At 71.2% G+C, this 18,744-nt stretch carries 14 protein-coding genes; 7 read left to right on the top strand and 7 right to left on the bottom strand.

Annotation, left to right across the window (positions count from 1 at the left end; all coding sequences use genetic code 11):
• Positions 1 to 349: 349 nt before the first annotated feature.
• Complete coding sequence (locus ACXJKG_RS10235) at positions 350 to 1,546, bottom strand: hypothetical protein (protein ID WP_456845659.1); 1,197 nt, start codon at positions 1,544 to 1,546, stop codon at positions 350 to 352.
• A gap of 539 nt (positions 1,547 to 2,085) precedes the next feature.
• Between ACXJKG_RS10235 and ACXJKG_RS10230 the strand changes: the two genes are divergently transcribed.
• Entirely contained in the window at positions 2,086 to 2,790 is a 705-nt protein-coding gene (locus ACXJKG_RS10230) for a hypothetical protein (RefSeq protein ID WP_456845658.1), read from the top strand.
• A gap of 466 nt (positions 2,791 to 3,256) precedes the next feature.
• Here the strand turns inward: ACXJKG_RS10230 and ACXJKG_RS10225 are convergent, their stop codons facing one another.
• The 3 genes from ACXJKG_RS10225 to ACXJKG_RS10215 all read right to left on the bottom strand — a co-directional run bounded on the left by ACXJKG_RS10225 (position 3,257) and on the right by ACXJKG_RS10215 (position 9,334).
• On the bottom strand, positions 3,257 to 3,847 hold the full coding sequence (locus ACXJKG_RS10225) for a hypothetical protein (protein ID WP_456845657.1): 591 nt from the start codon (positions 3,845 to 3,847) through the stop codon (positions 3,257 to 3,259).
• A 103-nt stretch (positions 3,848 to 3,950) separates the two neighbouring features.
• Positions 3,951 to 4,358: a hypothetical protein gene (locus ACXJKG_RS10220; RefSeq protein WP_456845656.1), complete on the bottom strand. Its 408-nt coding sequence runs from the start codon at positions 4,356 to 4,358 to the stop codon at positions 3,951 to 3,953.
• A 68-nt stretch (positions 4,359 to 4,426) separates the two neighbouring features.
• Entirely contained in the window at positions 4,427 to 9,334 is a 4,908-nt protein-coding gene (locus ACXJKG_RS10215; protein WP_456845655.1) for an nSTAND1 domain-containing NTPase, read from the bottom strand.
• Between the two features lie 203 nt (positions 9,335 to 9,537).
• Between ACXJKG_RS10215 and ACXJKG_RS10210 the strand changes: the two genes are divergently transcribed.
• Entirely contained in the window at positions 9,538 to 10,314 is a 777-nt protein-coding gene (locus tag ACXJKG_RS10210; RefSeq protein WP_456845654.1) for a hypothetical protein, read from the top strand.
• 108 nt (positions 10,315 to 10,422) lie between these two features.
• The gene (locus ACXJKG_RS10205; RefSeq protein ID WP_456845653.1) at positions 10,423 to 11,598 is read left to right on the top strand and encodes a VOC family protein; all 1,176 of its coding nucleotides are present in this window, start codon (positions 10,423 to 10,425) and stop codon (positions 11,596 to 11,598) included.
• A gap of 4 nt (positions 11,599 to 11,602) precedes the next feature.
• Here the strand turns inward: ACXJKG_RS10205 and ACXJKG_RS10200 are convergent, their stop codons facing one another.
• Positions 11,603 to 13,108 (bottom strand): outer membrane protein assembly factor BamB family protein, encoded by a 1,506-nt coding sequence (locus ACXJKG_RS10200; RefSeq protein ID WP_456845652.1) that lies wholly within the window; start codon positions 13,106 to 13,108, stop codon positions 11,603 to 11,605.
• 394 nt (positions 13,109 to 13,502) lie between these two features.
• Between ACXJKG_RS10200 and ACXJKG_RS10195 the strand changes: the two genes are divergently transcribed.
• Together ACXJKG_RS10195 and ACXJKG_RS10190 are read left to right on the top strand one after the other, a co-directional pair.
• Positions 13,503 to 15,647, top strand: coding sequence for a DEAD/DEAH box helicase (locus tag ACXJKG_RS10195; protein ID WP_456845651.1), 2,145 nt, complete (start codon positions 13,503 to 13,505; stop codon positions 15,645 to 15,647).
• 40 nt (positions 15,648 to 15,687) lie between these two features.
• On the top strand, positions 15,688 to 16,161 hold the full coding sequence (locus ACXJKG_RS10190) for a methyltransferase family protein (protein ID WP_456845650.1): 474 nt from the start codon (positions 15,688 to 15,690) through the stop codon (positions 16,159 to 16,161).
• On the opposite strand, the gene ACXJKG_RS10185 is transcribed toward ACXJKG_RS10190, so the two are convergent.
• On the bottom strand, positions 16,158 to 16,721 hold the full coding sequence (locus ACXJKG_RS10185) for a dihydrofolate reductase family protein (RefSeq protein ID WP_456845649.1): 564 nt from the start codon (positions 16,719 to 16,721) through the stop codon (positions 16,158 to 16,160). The two genes, ACXJKG_RS10190 and ACXJKG_RS10185, sit on opposite strands and share 4 nt — an antisense overlap.
• 128 nt (positions 16,722 to 16,849) lie before the next feature.
• Between ACXJKG_RS10185 and ACXJKG_RS10180 the strand changes: the two genes are divergently transcribed.
• Positions 16,850 to 17,554, top strand: a complete 705-nt coding sequence (locus ACXJKG_RS10180; protein WP_456845648.1) for an RraA family protein — start codon at positions 16,850 to 16,852, stop codon at positions 17,552 to 17,554.
• Positions 17,555 to 17,618: 64 nt separating this feature from the next.
• On the opposite strand, the gene ACXJKG_RS10175 is transcribed toward ACXJKG_RS10180, so the two are convergent.
• Positions 17,619 to 18,287 carry a DUF4097 family beta strand repeat-containing protein gene (locus ACXJKG_RS10175; RefSeq protein WP_456845647.1) on the bottom strand — a complete coding sequence of 223 codons (669 nt, stop codon included), beginning with the start codon at positions 18,285 to 18,287 and terminating at the stop codon, positions 17,619 to 17,621.
• A 228-nt stretch (positions 18,288 to 18,515) separates the two neighbouring features.
• Between ACXJKG_RS10175 and ACXJKG_RS10170 the strand changes: the two genes are divergently transcribed.
• A partial coding sequence (locus ACXJKG_RS10170) for a helix-turn-helix domain-containing protein (protein WP_456845646.1) occupies positions 18,516 to 18,744 on the top strand: 229 nt, incomplete at its 3' end.

The following is an 18,744-nucleotide window of genomic DNA, read 5'->3' as shown; positions in this document are numbered from 1 at the left end:
GACTGTGCGTGAAGACGACCCGAAGTCGTCGGCGCCAGCCTCGGGGGCAGCCAGGCATACAAGGTGTCGCAGGACACGCCGAACTGCTTGGCGATGGAAGCAACTGAGTGCTGCTTGACCTCTCTGAGGTACGTCGCGTGCTCGATCCCCAACGGAGTTCGAGAAGGTGCCCCGCGACGGGCTGCGAAGGTGCCACCCATCCCTCGCATCGGTAGCGCGCGCGGAGCTTCGTCCGGATGGGGGCGGATATGTCCGTCCAGCCGAACATGCGCCAGACCGCCCGTCCGCGCGTGGCGTCGTCGAGCCGCGCCGGTCTGAGCGCTGCCTCATGCCTCGATCCGAGCTAGGGCTAGTCGGAGAAGTCCGGCTCCCCAGCTGCGGGCCAGTCCTCCGGGAGTCCGAAGTGGGTCCGCATCGACAGGGCTGGCCCGGGATGCGGATCGGGGCCTGTATTGCTAACAGGAGCGAGCCACTCAGGTTGGGCGGGGCGAGCCACGCCTGACTGATATGTGTTCCACACCCGCGGTCGCGCCCGGCCCGCCGTCCACGGCGAGAGATCGCTGGTCGTGATGACTTGGGGGACGTGAGCGTTGCGCCAGCCGAGCGGGCCCACCCAAAGTCCGTCGTGGGCCAAGTGATTCTCGGGATCGCCCGCCTTCGGAGGACGTTCTGTCCCGAGACCGTACAGGGCGGACTCGAACTCGTAGTCTCTAGTTGGGAACTCCGTACTCGACTGGACCGCAATGACAAGCGGGGCGTCTAGGAGACCGTACCGATCGACCTTTGCGTCGAGGACCCTCCGGATCCCGGTGATGTTGTCGACCCCGCTCGCCCTCCCTGGGCCGAACATGCCGAGAGCGCGTCGATCGGCACCACGAGCATGCTCTGCCAGGGGCCAAGCAGTGATGAGGAGGTGCCAGCCGTCCTCGTGCCAGGGGAGCTCGGGGAGGACCGGCAGCGCCGGGGCGTCGACGGCGGCACGGGCTGCGATGGGGCCCACCTCGAGGGTCGCGAGCCATCGGCGGATCGCGGCGCGGAGATGCCGCGTGTTTAGGGGGCGAGCTCCGATCGTGAAGACATCCAAGCCAAGGAAAAAGTCCTGGATCGTCATCTTGGATAGCACCCGGTACACCTGCGAGAGGCGCTCATTCTCGGCGACGTGCGAGGGGTCTTGGCCGACTGAAACCGCCTCCAGGTAGAACTTCTCTTCGCCGCGGGTGAGGCGAAAGTCGGGGCGTCGGCCCCCGGCGGGCACGCGCGGGTGGATCTCGACGCCGTAGCCCGAACGTCTATACGCCTCGTGCAGGTAGAGCTCCCAAAACGCCGATCGGAATGCCGCGTCTTCGCCCGTCAGGCCGCCTCGAAGACTGGCGCGATGTCCGGGTGGAACGTGGGCATACCAATCCTCGATCAGTGCGCGGACTTCCAAGAAGTACCGAGACGCCGAGCGGTTCAGGAACGCGTACGACGACTCCCCGTGTCGCCGGGGCGCGGCATCCGTGCGAGAGATGGTGTCAAAGACCGACTGACCGGTGTCCTGCTGCACGCGAGTCAGGCTCCTCTGTTCGAACGGCTGACGATGATGACGCCAACGCGAGTTTGACTGCCGGCGAGCGTACGCGTGCCCTGAACGGCTGCCCGTGGTTCCGTGAGCCGGCTGCAGTGCCGGCGCGGGCGTGGCAGCGCTACTTGGCGGGACGGGGCATCGGACGAAATCCGAGGGTCTGTGGGACGTCGACGTCGTGAGGGCCACTCGGGGCGATCGCGCACTCCCGGCCGTCAGCGAGCCGAGTTGGTCGGAGAGGCGCTCGGTCGCTCAATCGTGGAGGCGGGCGCGCGTTTGCTGGCGACTCTCGTCGAGGGGATCGCCGTAGCCGCCCCGGATATGGCCGCCCGACACCCTCCAATTGCTACGCGAGTGGGCTCTCTGATTCGGCGCCGTAGAAGCGCTACGCTGATTGGCGGGTGCGGGCGCTCGGAGCGCGCTTCGTCTTCGGACGGAGAGATACTGGGTTCGACTCCCGGGCACCAGGCTGCACAACCTAAAAATTTGCGCGGCCTGGTGCCTCGGAGCCGGAGGGATTTATGTACCAGCAATCACCAGAATTTCGCAAGCACAGTGAGAACGTCGCGGCCGTCCGCAAAGGGCTTCTCCAAATTGAGCGGGCTCACAAACAGGCAATACGAAAGAATGACGTGCCGGCCATCGACGTCTTTCGCCGGCTCCACACTTTGACAATCGGCATGCTCGCCGAGGCAATGTTGCGAAAGATCGTAACGGATCCCAACGGCTTCAACGATCGGGAGCGCACACTTGTCTGGCGTGGACGATCGCAAATCGATCGTTGGGGCTTGGTGGTCGAGCTGGCCTTCCGGCGTCATTACAGCGTCCCGATGCACCTGGCCCTTTCCGCGGTGGTTATGCCGATTGATGCGTTCGGTCGATACAAAGACGTCACCTCGCTGTTGTCTAACGAGCTCGCGCCGGTGATTCAGGACCGCAATAAAAMTGCACATGCCCAATGGATCTGGCAATTGCGGAGCGGGGAAGAGAATACCTTCAAGGCGGGCCGTGCTCCAGACCCACCCAACTACGCGGTGATCCGAGGCTTTTCGGAGTTGATTGTACTGATTGCACAACTGGTTTATATATTGGCCGTGTCGGAGCCCACCTTTGCGCGCGAATATGCGGAACTCATGACGCGGCTTGACGTTGCTCGAAGTGCACTCGATGGGGCTGGCTATCCGGACGTCGTGAAGCAGCTGCAGAGGCACGCCCGTGAGCGCTGAACCGTAAGAGTGGAGGGCGCTCGGCTCCCTGCGTCCGCGAGTGCCAGCGCGACGGAGGGCCACCCGCGACATCGAGATGGTCAAGGAGTGGTGCGCCCCTCTTGAACCTGTTCGTGGTCAGCAAATGGTCAGCAGCAACTGCGAAGGCGCCGCTCCCATTGCATTACAAGCTTGTATTTCTGCAGGTCAGGGCGCTGGGGACCGTGCCGGGCCGAACTCCTAAAGCGGGTGTCGGCAGTTCGAATCTGCCCAGGCGCACAGTGTGTGTTGGTGCGAGTCAGGGCTCGGGGACTGCAGCCGGTGAGTCCGCTGGGGGGCTTGCACGGGCCTCCTGGTGGGGTGCGACGAGTACGGGCTCCGAACCCTCCTCGCCACCAAGCTCCACGGGAAGAGCCACGCGCGGCGGAATGCCCGTGCCACGGGAGGCCCTGCGGCTCCGCCGGGGATCAGCCAGTCTCGTCAGTTCTTATCGCCGGAAGTACCCGTGCAAAATCGCCCCCGGGCGGTACGTCGAGCGGCGGCTGAATGGCCGGGCACGCCCGATCAGGCTCGCTCGGCCACGAGACCCGCACCGTCTCGGCCGCAGCTCGAAGTGCTTCGGCATCCACGGTGAAGATCGACTCGTCCGCGCCGAGGCCAGGTCGGCGATGGCGAGCACCGGGTCTCCGGGCGGCGCCGCCGGGGTCAACCACAGGGTGCTCGACCACTCGCGGCCACCGCGACCCCAATGGGTGGGCACAGGCCGGTCTGCGGCCGGCCGATTGTTCCGGATGTAGCTCCCGGCCACGGCGGTGGGACGTCCATCGGCGAACAGTCCCGCGTCGACTGTCGAGTGCATGCGATCGCCGAGGTGGGGATCGATCCGACACCGTGCGGCCAGCTCGATCTGGAGTCCGGTGGTGTAGCGAGTGAGGCCGACCAGGAGGATCGCCACGTCGGCGGACCGCCCGATGACGCCCCTCACGCCGAGCGCGTAGGGGGCTTCGTTGTCCGGCGGTCCGAACCTTGCCTGGGCGACGTCGTCCGCGTCGCCGGAGAAGGCCAGGGCCGGATACATGACCGTGACACTTGTCCGCAAATGTCAGCGGGTCAACGGATTTGGTCGTCGCGGCCACCAGACCGCGGGCAAGCGGCAAGAACGTGGAGGCGAAACCTAGGGGTCAACTGAGCAAGTCCCCCCAGCGGACGTCCACCTCGATGAGCAAGAGCACGTGTCCATCGTGGCTGCGGTACTCAGAGATGCTGCCGTAGGCCTTCTTCGTGCGTCGGATGGTCGGCGGGCCAGCGGCGACCATGCGAGTCACCTCGGCCTCGTCGAACCATCGGAGGGCGCAGTAGCCGCCGCAGCCGCAACAGTCCCAAGCAACCTGCGCGCCGGCAGCCGCAGCCTCGAACGCGGCAGCGGACGAGATGTCGCTTCCGGTCTTCGAGTAGACGCGTCCGCCCGGGGCGACCACCGACCCGTCGGTGCGGATGCCGGGATCGTGCGAGTCCGGCACGGGGGCCGCGGGTGTTGCCTTGACCGCGTCCACGATCTCGCGGAACGAGGGCTGACGGCGCGCGACCATGGCGCCAGTATCGCCAAGTCGGTCCCCCGAAGCGGTTCGTTTTCGATCACCGACGGCCGGAAACGCCCCTAGGGCTCGGGGCACGTCGGCGCGTACGGGAGGTTGGGCAGCACGGCGCCCCACTCTGCCGGACTCAGATTGCGCCCTGCGACCGCGCAGGCCTGTTCGAGCAGGGCCTGCGGGGAGATCGCCCAGAGCTGCACGCCCCCGTCGTCGGTCAGTGTCACGACGGCTCGGCCGTCGTCGCGGGTCGCGACGGCTACGTCCGACCGGGAGGGCACTGCACTCAGGGCCAGGGTCATCCCGGTCGCCGCGCCGGGGTCGACGTCCCAGACGGAGGCGGTACCCGCGCCCCCGACGACGACGGCGCGGGAGTCCGGCGTGAACGCCAGGGAGTCGACGCCGCCGCCCTGCACCGCGGGCACCGTCCGACGGACGTCCCACGCCGCGGTGTCCCACACGACGACCCGCCCGCTCTCCGACCCGCCCGCGAGCCACCTCCCGTCGGGCGAGAAGCCGAGCGGAGCGACCGCGAGGTTCTCCCCGCCAGGGGGCACGAGCTCCGTCACGAGCGCGCCGGTCGCCATGTCCGCGATCTCGACACCCCCGCCGACCACGCCGACGGCGACGAGGTGCCCGGTCTCGTCGGGTGCCAGGGACACGACATTCGCCCCAGCCTCGTAGTCCGCGCGACCGGCCGCAGGCAGTCCGCTCTGCACGTCCCAGACGGCGACCGACTGCGCGTCGGCTGTGACGAGCGACCGGCCGTCGCCGGAGAACGCGGGCGTGGGAGCGGAGAAGTCGGCGATGAGGTGGATGGTGTTCGGAAGGACGCGTCGGCTCGTGACGTCGACGACCTGGATCTCGGCTCGAAGGTTCGCGGGCCACTGCACCGTGAGCAGCGCGGCATAGCGACCTGCCGGGTCGGCGACGACCCGGGCAGGAGAGCCGGTCACCTTGACCGGCACCACGGACGTGGTTGCGGCACCCACGTCCACGAGTTCGAGGGCACCCCCCTCCAGGTAGCTCACGGCCAAGGACCCATCGGCGGACAGTGTGCGATCGGCTGCGAGGAAGGGTCCGAAGGGCTGGGCCGGCGTGGGTTCGCTCGCCCGTCTGACGACACCGCGCGTACCGGTGAGGTCCCAGACAACGACCGCCCCGTCGAACCCGCTGGCGTACAGGCGCGCGCCGTCTGCAGAGTGGACGACCTGGCTCACCGTGCCCGAGTGCCCGCGGAAGATCGAACGCTGCTCGAGGGTCGCGGCGTCCCAGAGGACCACCGTGCCCTCCGTGGTGGCGCCGACGAACGAGGACCCGTCCGGTGCCCAGTCGAGGTCCACGAGCCCGACGGCGGGGTCGGACGGCACGGCTCGGCGGACACCTGTGACGAGATCCAGATGCTCCACGGGTCCCGGCGTGTGCGCGAGGACCAGGGCGGTCCCGGCAGGGTTGATCGAGACGACCGCGCCGCCGCTCACGTCGGACGACCAGACGACCCGGCCGTCGTCGGCCGACCAAGCAGTCACCCTGCCCGACGCCTGCGGGTCGGCGGAGGCCATGAAACGGCGTCCGGCGGACGCGTCCAGGGCGGTCAGGTCGGAGACCGTGGCCTCCAGGCCCGCGACCTCCGCCATCTGTCCCGTGCGGACGTCCACCTCGCGGACCAGCCCGTCGATGCCGACGGTGGCCACGGTCCGCCCGTCGGCGGTGAAGCGAGCAGAGGTGATCCCCGGGCCCTCCCACGTCCGCACGATCGGCGTCGGCACCTGGTCCAGGTCGACGACCATGAGCTGCTGCAGGAAGCCGTACCTCTCGGCATCGACCGGGATACCGACGACGGCGATGTATCGCCCGTCCGGGCTGAGGTCCAGCGAGCTCACCGCGAGCTCTGTCAGGCCCGGCACGGTCGAGGTCTGCGCCCCGGTCGCGAGGTCCCACACGAACACGGTCCCGGCGCTCCCGAGCGCGGCCAGGGTCTGCCCGTCCGCGCTGACGGCGAGGGCCTGCAGCCGCCGACCGGTCGAGTACATCGCCGTGGCTTCCGGGCTGCGCTGCACGGTCCGCAGCAGTGCGGCCTGTGACTGCGGCGATCGGTCAGCCCGGTAGGCCTGCGCCGCGTACAGCAGCGCGAGGTCCCAGCGGTCCTCGCCGAGCGCCGCCGCACGCAGGGCACGCACGTCCGCCGCCACGGCGAGGCGGGCCGACTCGCTCCGCCGGTCGACGGCGACCCATCCGGCGCCGAGGGCGAGCAGCAGGACGACGGCCAGGCCTGCGGCCAGAGCCTGGAGTCTCCTGTGCGACCTTCTGCGACCGGCGGCGTCGGCGTCTGCCGCGGCGGTGCCCGCACGCAGGAAGTCCCTCTCGAGATCGGTCAGGTCGTCGCCGTGGGCCACCTCGAAGTCGAGGGCAGCCGCCAACCGCTGACCTCGGTACAGCTCGCCCGGATCGCGAGCGGAGCTGTCCCAGGCCGCTGCCGCCGGAACCAGGTGCCTGCGCATGCGGCGGCCTGCGTCGTCGTCGTCGAGCCACCCCCGCAACCGCGGCCACTCCCGTAGCAGCGCCTCGTGCGCGACCTCCGCGTGGGTGGCCGAGACCGTCAGGAGGCGCCTGGCCGCCAGGGTCTCCAAGGCCGTCCGTGCATCGGGATCGTCGTCGACGGACAGCTCGGACAGGGCAACCCGCCGCCGGACGGGCTCGCCGGCGTCGTCGACCTCCGCCAGGCGCAGGAGGATGCGCCGAGCGTGAGCCTGCTGGGTGGGCGTCATCGGCGCGTAGGCGGCTTCCGCCAGCCGCGCGACCGCAGTCCGCACGCCACCGCTCACCCGGTAGTCCGCGAGCGACAGGCGTCGGCCGTCGCCGCGCTCCCACAGCGAGAGCAGCGCGGTGGACATGAGAGGAAGACCGCCCGGTTCCCCCACGACGTCGTCGGCGATGGTCGCAGCGAGGCCCGGCTCGAGCGTCAGGTCTGCCGCCGCGGCCGGGACCTCGACCGCCTGCCGGAGCTCCTCGGCCGACATCGGCCCGACCAGCACGGTGTTCGCCGCGAGGAGGTCTGCGAGCTCGCGGTGCACCACGACCCGAGCGAAGTAGTCGGACCTGATCGCGGCGACGACCGTGACGTCGTCCCGCTCGGCGGCGGCCGTGATCCACTCGGCGTACCCGGTCTGCTCCTCCGGCGGCAGCACCGTGAACAGCTCCTCGAGCTGGTCGACGACGAGCAGAGTCCGAGGCCCACCCGCAGGCGGCAGGTCCGGCGCCTGACGCGACGGCGTCGTCACCACGACGTGCCACCGCTCGCTGCCAGGGAGCAGCCCGTCGTTGATCGCGGGCACGACGCCGGCCCGGACGACCGACGACTTCCCGCTGCCCGACGCACCCACGACCGCGAGCAGCCGCGCGTCCACGAGTCGTGCCACCAGCCGCGCGACGAGCGGCTCCCGCCCCGCGAAGTACGGTGCGTCGTCGACGTCGTAGTACGCGAGGCCCTTGTACGGGCACAGGCGGCGCCGGGAGTCCGGGATGGCGTGCGCTTGCCGGAGCGACCGCAACCGGGACAGCTCGATGACCCCGTCCGCGACCTCCGCGCGAGACTGCGCGAGCTGCCGTCGTGGATCGGCGATCGCCTGCGCGCTGGTCCCGATGCGTTCGGCCAGAAGCTTCTCCCCGAATCGGCTCGCGGCCGCGTGCAGGTGCAGCGGGACGCCGGCGGAGGCGACGACCTCCGCCGCCGCGAGCGCCTGCGCGACCGCAGCCCGGGGTACATAGAGCTCGACGAGCTCGGTCGCCTCCGCCGAGCTCAACGGCACCAATGGAAGCCGGTCGGCGAAGAGCTCGGCGAGGGCGCTGGCCTGCTCGGGGGAGAGCTCGTCCCAGACGCAGGCCCCGACTACCAGTGCCGGGCGCACCCGGGCGGTCACCGCCTCCGACAGCTCGACGAGGTCTGCCACGGATGACCGCTCCAGGCCGTCGAGCACGAGGAGGACAGGCGCAGCCCCCGGGTGCGCCCCGATCTGGGACGGCTCGTCGGCGACCGTCCCGCCCGCCGCCCGGACGCGCCGCGCGGCCTCGGCCAGGAGCCGCGTCTTGCCCATCCCGTGCGGACCGGTGACGAGGATCCGCACGGGGGAGCCCGCCGCGGCCCGGCCGTACGCCTCGTCGAGCAGCGCGAGGTCCCGGGCGCGTCCGACGAACCCCGGTCCGAGCGGCGTGTCGCGTCGTGACCTGGAGGCGTGGGCGGGACCGAGCAGCCGCGGGTCGTGCGCGAGCACCAGGGCCTGAAGGTCCCGCAGCTCGTCCCCGGGCTCGACGCCGAGCTCGTCGACCAACGAGTCTCTCGCGCGCTGATAGGCCCGCAGCGCATCCCCCTGCCGGCCGGACCGGTACAGCGCCGTCATCAGCTGCGCCCAGAGCCGCTCGCGAAGCGGGTGCTCGCTCACCACGGCCTCGAGCTCGGCGATCAGGTCTGGTCCTTCGCCGACGTCGAGCTCGGCCGACGCCCTGTCCTCGAACGCCGCCAACCGCAGCTCGTCGAGCGCTCGGCGCTCGGCGACGGCGAACGGCGCGTCGAACTCGGCATACGCGTCGCCTCGCCACAGCCCGAGCGCCTCGCGCAGGCTCCCGGCCGCGAGCTCCGGTCGTCCGACCCCGAGCTCGCGGTGGCCTCTGCCGACCAGAGCGCGGAAGAGCTCGGCGTCGACCTGCGCCGGCTCGATGGAGAGGACGTATCCGGGTCGACGCGTGACCAGCGCGGTCGCGACACCGTCGGGCAGGGCGCGGCGCAGCCGGGAGACGTAGGTCATGACGGTGTTGTCGGCCCCGCCCGGGGGTCGTTCCCCCCACAGGCCCGCGGTGATCGCGGGGACCGAGAAGACGCGGCCCGGGGCGGTGAGCAGGAGAGCCAGCAACGCCCGTTCCTGCCGACCGCCGACCTCCAGGCGGTTCGTGCCGGTCCAGACCTCCAGCGGACCGAGCACGCGGAAGGCCGTCGCGGCGTCTCTCGACGACGCGTGCGGTCGAGCCGAACTTCCGCTCGTGCTCATCTCCTCCCCAGCGTCCCGCGCGGTGACGAGCAACAGCAAGGCCGGTCGACGGACCGTCGACGGATCGTCAGAGAACCGTCGGGACACCGCGGCAGCGTCGGAGGCGCCCAATCGAGCACCACGTCGAGGAGGACGTCATGTCGCACACGATCCGGATCGGCCGCCGGCACCGCGGGGTGCCGGCAGCTCGGCGCTCGCAGCGCCCGCGGGGGCGATCGAGGACGTACGCCCGAGCCGCGGTCACCGTGGGGACGGTGGTCCTCCTGGTGGCGACCGGCTGCACTGCGCAGCCGCCCGAGCCCGCGGAGTCCGAGTCTGCACCGGCCCTCCCTCTGCTCGAAGCCCTGCCGGACGGCGAGCTGGTCCCCCCGGGCAGGTACGTCGTCAGCCCCATCGACGCACCGGCGTCCGCGCCGCTTGCTCCCGTGCTGTACGTCCCCGCGGGCTACTCGAACATCGCAGGAACGGGAGTCACCGCCGAGGGCTTGGTGTCCGACAACGCGGTCTGGCTCTGGGACATCCAGAGCGTCTACACCCACCCGTGCGACGCCAGCGGCTACCCGGAGACCGTCGGCCCCTCGGTCGCCGACCTGGCCGGAGCGCTGGCCGCCCAGCCGATGCGCGAGGGCACCGACCCGGCCGCCGTCACGATCGGTGGCTACGACGGGTTGTACGTCGAGCTCTCGACGCCCCACGACCTCGACTTCACGACCTGCCGTCAGGGCTACTTCCACAGCTGGCCGGGCCGCTCCCAGCGGGACGGCGGGCAGATGGACCTGCTCTGGATCCTCGACGTCGACGGCCAGCGCATCACCTTCGACGTGTCCTACCCGCCGACCGCGACACCCAGCCAGGTGGACCAGATGAAGGAGATCGTCACGGGCGCGATGTTCACCCGACGGGAGGGCGCCTGACAGCCGTCGACGACAGCGCCGTCTCGGGCCGGCGCGTTGCTCGCACCCCCGACGGGATTCGCACTATCCGGAAGGCGATCGTCCGGAATGAGTCCTACAGTGCCGCGCATGACGGAGATCGAGACGGATTGGCGCACGGTCGACGGCGTGGCGACGGCATGGTTCGACGCGCCGTCGCTGACCGAGGGGGCTGCACTCGCCGGGCGCATCGTGCAGCTGTCGCCCGACATCGTGGTCGACCTGCGCGCGACGGGCGTGCGGGTTCGCCTCGACTCGGACGAGCACGCCGGGGCGGTGTCGGCGGCCGCTCGAGAGCTCGGACTGGCCGCGAACCCCGCCGCGCTGCAGCACCTGAGCGTCGTGCTCGAGTCCGCGGACCCGTCCGCGGTGCAGTCGTTCTGGCACCGCGCGCTCGACTACGCGCCTGGGGCGGACGGCGGCCTGGCGGATCCGTTGCGGCGCGACCCCGCGTTACGGATCCGGCCGTCGAGCGAGCCGCGGCCGTTGCGCAACCGCATCCACCTCGACGTGGTGCGACCGGCCCTGGCGGTCGAGGAGGCGTCGCTCGGGGAGGCATCGGGACCGTTCGGGGTCCGACACATCGACCCCGACGGCAACGAGGTCGACCTGGTGCCGGGCGACGCGCTGAGCGAGAAGGCCGGGACAGCCGACTGGCAGGCCGTGTTCGGTGCGATGGCGTGCTACCGCATCACCTCGCCGACGCAGCAGGGTGAGCTGGCCGCTGCGGCAGCGGAGCTGGCCGTCGACGCCGGCTTCCCGCTGCTGATCGACCTGCGCCCCGGGCTCGTGATCATCGACACCGGCAAGGACCTGTGGGAGGCCGAGACCCACGGCCTCGAGCTCGACTTCACCGACCTCGCCGAGAAGGTGCAGACGGCTGCCCGCGAGCTCGGGGCCATCGCGGACCCGGGGCTGCCGCGCCTCGTTCAGCTCGTCATCGATGCCGCCGACGTGGACGCGGTCCGCGCGTTCTGGGTCGCCGCGCTCGGCTACACGCTCGACGGGCGAGGCTGGGTCCTCGACATCGACGATCCGCGGCGGCTGAACCCCGTGCTGATGTTCCAGGGCATCGACACGTCGGAGACCGAGCGTCGCCGGCAGCGCAACCGCATCCACGTCGAGCTCGCAGTGCCGTCGGACCTCGCGCGGGCGCGCCTCGCCACGATCGTCGCAGCCGGTGGCCGGCTCCTCGACGAGTCGGCGGGTCGCTGGCGGGTCGCCGACCCCGAAGGCAACGAGCTGGTGATCGTCAGCGAGGCATGAGCGGTCAGCCGAGCACGGCGAACTCGGTGTAGTCAGCGTCGTAGCCGAGGAGCTTGCCGTCCCACACCTCGAGGTGGTCGATGCCGTGCGGGTAGGCGGTGCGAGACGCCTCCGCGCCCTTGGCGAAGTCGTAGGCGACGATCTGCGGGGCCGCCGAGTGGGCTGGGCTCTCGTATCCGACGAGCAGGTGACGCGCGTCCGTGAACAGCGTCGTCGGCACCTGGTGCTTCCCCGGCTGTACCCGCCACAACGTCTTGCCCGTGCGTCCGTCGAGCGCGGCGACGCCGGCCGGGCTCAGGACGTACACCCGTCCGCGTACGACGAGCGCGCTCAGCTGCCCTCTGCCGAGAGCCACGGTTGACGCCTCGTTCGACGACCAGCGCTCGGAGCCGGTCGTCGCATCCCATGCGTGCAGGGTCGAGTCCGCCGTGAGGAGCAGACCAGGCACGCTGCCGTCGTCGACCGCCGCGGGCGTGAGGCTGCCCGGCAGGGTCTGGTCCGCGTCTGGGCCCGCGTCCGCGGCGAGAAGGGTGACCGAGGCGTTCCCGTCGGCGCCCCGGGACTCCAGGACGAGTCCGCCGTCGGGGCCGACCTGCCAGTCCCACGAGCTCTGGCCGTCCGCGCCCAGGCCATCGCGGATGACGTCGCCGTCGGGGGAGAGGAGGCCCAGCTCACCGCTGGAGGTCCGCAGCGCGAGCAGGTCGCCCGCACGGGAGACACTCACGGTGCGCGACCTCGGGTCCGCCCCGACCTGGCTCCCTCGGAGCGGCACCTCGTGCGTCCAGCGCACGTCACCGGTGAGCGGATCCCTGCTGGTGACGATGTCTGAGTCGGGTCCAGTCACCCCGACGACGACCTGCCCGTCCACCAACGCGAACGTCTGCGCTCCCGGTGCCGACCACTGGGCGAGCAGCGCGCCGTCAGCGGTGTCGAGCACCTCGATGAAGGTCACCGTCGCGGGCACCTTCCCGGACCTGCCGCCTCTGAGGGTCTCCAGCCCTCCGTCGGTGACCAGGCACACGACCCTGGGGGCACGTGAGACGTCTGCGTCCGGAGCCGCGTCCGGTAGACAGAGGTTCGCGCTGTCCACGGTGTAGGCCCCCGCCAGGGTGGGGATGGGGCCGAGCAGCTGCTTGCTCCACCGGGGGTCGTCGGTGCCCGCATTCCACTGGTAGGTCAGCGAGCCGTCGGACCCGCGTGCGAGCTCACCGCCGTGCTGTCCGAAGAAGGCCTCCGAGTCCTCCGCCGTGGAGTAGCGCCGATCGACGTCGAGTGGACCGTCGACCTCCGCGACGACGCCGTCGACAGCAGCCAGTCGCGCGATCGCCGCGTTCTCGTGCGAGCGGATCGCCCACTGCGCCGCACCCAGCACGAGGACGAGCAGGGCAACGGCTCCGGTCAGCCACCACCGCAAGGTCCCCGTCGACTGCGGAGGCACGGCTACGTGCCCGTCGAGCGCGCGGTCAGGGCCGTCGACCAGCTCGACGTCCTGCATCCCGCGACCTCTCATATCTGGACCGTACCGAGCGAGGGCGACGGTCACGACGGCGGACGTCCCCTCGTCACGGCCGATCATCGGCTTGACGGCGGAGCCGGAGCGAGAGGCTTGGGCCTGAGTCGGGGTCTCCGGCGGTAGGCTCCAGTTCGTCGGCGATCACAGCCGACTGCCGCCGTGCCCGCGGCGGTTCACGGAGACACGTCGGCTGCGTGTCACCATCGGCGTGAACACGGGCTGCGGTCGGCGCAGGCGGGGACGCTTCGCGGCGGCCCGCCGCCCCCTGAGCGGCCTGGCCGCGTTGCCAGTGGCGTCGGTCGCGAGGGCCTGTCCTGCGTGGTCACGGGCGCGTCCGGCGGGGCGGCGCGCTGTGCCGCGGTCGCGGTGCGGATGTTGCGAAGGAGGAGATGTGGCACGAGGCGGCCAACGCGGATCCGGTCGCGCGCGCACTGACCCGAGCCCGCAGCGCAGCCGCGCCGCACGTCCGCCGCAGCAGCAGGGGATCATCCCCGTGCTCGCCGAGGTCGCCMGGGACGTCGACCGGGCCGTGCAGCGACCCCCGACACGCCCGCGGGTCCGTACGCAGTTCCAGGTCGTCGCGCTGCTCGTGCGCGAGGAGCGGGCCCGGGTCAAGGACGACGCCGGCCTGTCCGCGTCGCGGCGCACCGAGCAGCTCAAGCGGCTCGACGGGGTCGCGACGCAGCTGGCCCGGACCGCGGCACGGGACACCTCGCTGCTCGAGCTGCTCGCCGACGACGCCCGGGTGTCCGACGCCGCGCGCGCCTACAAGGCGACCCTCATGCGCGAAGGCGGGCTGGAGCCGCCGGAGGAGCCGGCGCCCGCGGCACCGACTGCGCCGGTGGCCGCCGCCGCGCCGCGCGTGATTCCCCGGTCCGTGATCTCGCGCCAGCTGGCGAACCCGTTCCTGGCTCCCGACTTCGAGGCCGCGGCCGAGCGGACCGCGACGCGCGCCCGTCGACTGGCCGGCTGGGAGCTGCTCGAGCCGCTGTTCCGGTCCTTCGAGCGGGCCGCCACCGGCGCACCCGCCTGCATGGCGCTGCCCGAGCCGCGCCGGTTCCCCACTCCGGCCGGCCGCGAGCTGATGCCGCACCAGGCCCAGGTCGTCGCGGCCACCGCGGGCGGTCATCGCACCTTCCTGCTCGCCGACGAGCCCGGCCTCGGCAAGACCGCTCAGGCGCTGCTCGCAGCCCAGGCCGCCGACGCCTACCCGTTGCTCGTCGTCGTGCCCAACGTCGTCAAGACGAACTGGGCGCACGAGGTGGGGCTGTGGACGCCGTTCCGCCGGTCGACCGTGGTCCATGGCGACGGCGACCGGGTCGACGCATTCGCGGACGTCGTCATCGTGAACTACGAGATCCTGGATCGGCACGTCGGCTGGCTCGGCGACCTCGGCTTCCGCGGGATGGTCGTCGACGAGGCGCACTTCATCAAGAACAAGTCGTCCCAGCGCTCGCAGCACGTGCTCACGCTGTCCGAGAAGATCCGCACCCGCACCGCCCGGCCGCTGCTGATGGCGCTCACCGGCACGCCGCTGATCAACGACATCGAGGACTTCCGGGCGATCTGGCAGTTCCTCGGCTGGATCGACGACAAGCAGCCGCTCGGACCGCTGATGGCCGCGCTCGAGGAGACCGGGCTGACCCCGGCCGACCAGGGGTTCTACGCCGCGGCGCGGGCGAGCGTGATCGACATGGGCATCGTGCGTCGTCGCAAGATCGACGTCGTCGCCGACATCCCCGCCCGCCGCGTCGCGGACCTGCCGGTCGAGCTCGACGGCGCGGTCGGCCGATCGATCCGTGCCGCCGAGGCCGCGCTCGCGAGCCAGATGGTCGGGCGCTACCGCACCGCCGTGGCGATGCGTGGTGCCGACGTGGACGGGATCGACCTCGAGCTCGTCCGCCGGGTGGCCGCGGCGGAGCTCAAGGACTCGAGCTCCAAGGCAGGTGGCGAGAACGTCTTCACGATGGTCCGTCGGATCGGCCAGGCCAAGGCCGGGCTGGCCGCCGACTACGCCGCGCAGCTGGCCCGCAACGTGGGCAAGGTCGTGTTCTTCGCCAAGCACGTCGACGTGATGGACCAGGCCGAGCAGACCTTCGCCGACCGCGGCATCCGCTACGCCTCGATCCGCGGCGACCAGACGACGAGGACGCGCAACAAGAACATCGCCTCGTTCGTCGACGACCCCGACGTGCAGATCGCCGTGTGCTCGCTGATGGCCGCCGGCGTCGGGCTCAACCTGCAGGTCGCCTCCAACCTCGTGCTGGCCGAGCTGTCCTGGACCGACGCCGAGCAGACCCAGGCCATCGACCGGATCCACCGGATCGGCCAGGACGAGCCCGTCACCGCATGGCGGATCATCGCCGCGCAGACCATCGACGCCAAGATCGCCGAGCTGATCGACAGCAAGTCGGCGCTCGCCGCCCGGGCCCTGGACGGGGCGCTGGACGAGGACCTGCCGGGGTCGACCGACGTGCAGCTCGAGACCTTGGTCGGGCTGCTGACCGACGCGCTCGCCGCCGAGGGCGTGGGCTGAGGCCGCGAGCACGACGGGCCCAGCCCCACGACAATGAGGCATGGCTGACGCCGTCTCGTTCCGGCTCTGGCCGCCGGTCGCKRTCGGCGCGCCGCTGCTGRTCGGSTGGCTGGCCACACAGGCCCGGGGTGATCCGGTCGACCTCGGCGCGTGGCGGATCCCGCTCGGCTGGGCGCTGGTGGTCGCGTTCGTCGGGTGGAACGGCTGGTCGTTGTGGCTGTTCGGCCGCAATCGGACGGGCCTGCTGCCGGGGCAGTCGACCCAGGCGATCATCGAGGAGGGTCCGTACAGGCTGTCCCGCAACCCGTTGTACGTCGGGCTGCTCGTGTTGTACGTCGGCCTGGCGTTGCTGGTGCCGACGTTCTGGGGGCTCCTCCTGTTCCCGGTCGCCGTGCTGCTCGTCCTCTGGGGCGCGATCCTCCCCGAGGAGCGCTTCCTGCACGAGCGGTTCGGTGCGTCGTACGACGAGTACAGGCGCCGGGTGCCCCGCTGGCTGGGACCGGTGCGGCGCTAACGCACCACGCGATAGCGGTAGTGCGCGACCCCCGTGTCGAACGTCCGTGCCTCCACGAGCTCGAGGTCCACGTGGCGCTCCTGGCGCGGGAAGAACGGGATGCCGCCGCCGACGAGCAGGGGGTGCACCCGCGCCCGATACTCGTCGATCAGCCCCTGGGCAGCCGCCTCGGCGGCGAGGGTCGCTCCGCCGATGAAGATGTCGCCCTCGCCCGGCTCGGCTCGCCATCGTTCGATCTCGTCGGCCAGCCCTCCGGTGGCCAGGCGCGCGTTGCCTTGCACCGCCGTCAGCGTCGAGGAGAACACGACCTTGGGGAGCCGGTTCCAGATCGTCGCCCACCTGAAGGTCGCGGGGTCGAGCGTCGGGTCCGGGTCGGCTGTCTCCCAGTAGAGCATCGTCTCGTAGAGCCGTCGGCCCAGGAAGTGGACGCCGACCTGCTCCATCTCGTCGGTGATGAAGCGGAAGACGTCGTCGCCGTGCCCCTGCCAGTCGAAGCCGCCGTCCGGCCCGACGATGTAGCCGTCGAGGGAGGTGGCCATCGAGTAGGTCACGCTGCGCATCGGGAGTCCTCCTCAGGGGAACGAGAGAGCCCCATCGCACCCCACACGAGGGACAGCGCGCTAGACGGACGCGCGAAGATGACCAGGCCAACACCGGCCCGACCCGCCGGCCGCCTCGAGGAGATGCGATGGATGCCCTGACGTTGCAGACCACCTTCCCGGACCTGAGCACCCCGCACGTCGCGGACGCGTGCCTGCGCCTCGGCGTCCCCGTGCGGTGCGCCCCGCCGTCGGTGCGGCCGTTGTGGGGCGGCATCCACGTGCTCGGGCGGGCGCGGCCGGTGCGGCACGTCGGGAGCGTCGACGTGTTCCTCGAGGCTCTCGGCCGGGCCGAGCCGGGGGACGTCCTGGTCGTGGACAACGGCGGCCGCACGGACGAGGCCTGCGTCGGGGATCTCGTGGCGCTCGAGGTCGCCCGCGCGGGGCTCGGGGCGATCGTCATCTGGGGGCTGCACCGCGACACCGCGCAGCTGCGGACCATCGGCCTGCCGGTGTACAGCCTGGGCGCGTTCCCCGACGGGCCCGAGCGGCTCGACCCGCAGCCGGCCGACGCCCTGGGGTGGGCGGCGTGCGGCCCGCACACGGTGACCGAGGAGGACGTCGTGCTTGCCGACGACGACGGCGTCCTGTTCGTGCCGGCGGCGCGGGCCGCGGAGCTGGCCGTCGTCGCGGCCCGGATCCGCGACACCGAGCGGCACCAGGCGGCACGCATGGCCCTCGGCACCAGCCTGCGGGAGCAGACCCGGTTCGACGACTACCTCGTCGCCCGCGACCGCGACGGCGTGACCTTCCGGCAGCACCTGCGGTCGCTGGACGCGGCCATCGAGGAGTGAGTGACCGAGGACGCGCCGACGGCGGCGTGCACCGAGAAGGTGCACGCCGCCGTGGGCGAGCGCGTCAGAGGCTGCGCGCGGTGATGTTGCCGTAGGCCGTGGTCGCACGGATGTCCAGCTCGGGGACGCTCGCGGTGTTCACGAGCGCGTTGTGGACCCGGCCGTACGAGGTACCGGCGTCCAGCGAGGCGGAGGACCCGGCGGCGGCCGTGACCGACACATCGCCGGCCTGCGTGCTCAGGACGACCTTGCCGCGGACGGCCTCCGCGATCCGGATGTCGCCCTTGCCGGTGCTGATCTCGGCGGGGCCGGTCAGGCGACCGACCGAGACGTCGCCGGCGCTCGTCGTGACGCGCACGGTCGCGGCCTCGTCGAGCTTGATCTCGCCCAGCGCGCCCTCGAAGGAGACGTCGCCGAGCCGGCCGACGCCGCGAAGCTCGGCGCTGGCCGCCTTCGCCTCGACGCGCGAACCGGTGGGCAGCTGGACCGTGACCTCGATGTAGCCGGAGGCGCCGAGGATCTGGTTCTTCGCCGCGGCCTCGATCCACAGGACGCCGTCGCGGTAGTCGACCGTGGTCTGCTCGGCGACCTTGACGTCGCGACCCTTCGAGGCGTCCGCGGGCCGGACCTCCACGACGGTGTCGGCGCGGTCGGCGGCGATGATCTGCACCCGGCCCGCCGGGATGTCGAGAACGGCGGAGATCGGGGCGGGGGTGGCGTAGTTCTGCATCATGCTCAACTCCTGAACTCGGTGGCACTGGGTGTTTCTGACATGCGAAACGCTACGTTGCGTTCGCACATCAGGTAACATCCATATTGCGATGAACATGTATTGGTGCACGTCAGCGAGCACAAATCATTGCAATGGAACGAAATTCAACGCAACACGCGTCCCGCTCGACGTTGCAATGGCGATGAAATAAACGCTATCCTCGGCACACGGACGGCGAAGGAGGTCGCGATGCCGGGAGGCCGGCTCACTCAGCAGGAACGCCAGCAGATCGCGCTGGGGGTGGCCGACGACCTGACGTACGCGGAGATCGCGCGCCGCCTGGACCGCCCGACGTCGACGATCACGCGCGAGGTGATGCGCAACGGCGGTCCGGCCGCCTACCGCGCCGACCTCGCCCACCGCGCCACCGAGCGTCGCGCCCACCGGCGCCGACCGGCCGCGCCCCGCGGGACGCAGC

The organism is Cellulomonas sp. P5_C6 (assembly GCF_054049635.1).
Note: the sequence above shows the minus strand (reverse complement) of the source record. Positions and strands in the feature narration are given on the sequence as shown.

Coding starts and splice junctions, on each gene's coding strand:
- ACXJKG_RS10225 (WP_456845657.1), bottom strand. CDS start 3,847: ATGTATCCGGCCCTGGCCTTCTCCGGCGACGCGGACGACGTCGCCCAG.
- ACXJKG_RS10220 (WP_456845656.1), bottom strand. CDS start 4,358: ATGGTCGCGCGCCGTCAGCCCTCGTTCCGCGAGATCGTGGACGCGGTC.
- ACXJKG_RS10210 (WP_456845654.1), top strand. CDS start 9,538: ATGTCGCACACGATCCGGATCGGCCGCCGGCACCGCGGGGTGCCGGCA.
- ACXJKG_RS10205 (WP_456845653.1), top strand. CDS start 10,423: ATGACGGAGATCGAGACGGATTGGCGCACGGTCGACGGCGTGGCGACG.
- ACXJKG_RS10200 (WP_456845652.1), bottom strand. CDS start 13,108: ATGAGAGGTCGCGGGATGCAGGACGTCGAGCTGGTCGACGGCCCTGAC.
- ACXJKG_RS10185 (WP_456845649.1), bottom strand. CDS start 16,721: ATGCGCAGCGTGACCTACTCGATGGCCACCTCCCTCGACGGCTACATC.
- ACXJKG_RS10180 (WP_456845648.1), top strand. CDS start 16,850: ATGGATGCCCTGACGTTGCAGACCACCTTCCCGGACCTGAGCACCCCG.
- ACXJKG_RS10175 (WP_456845647.1), bottom strand. CDS start 18,287: ATGATGCAGAACTACGCCACCCCCGCCCCGATCTCCGCCGTTCTCGAC.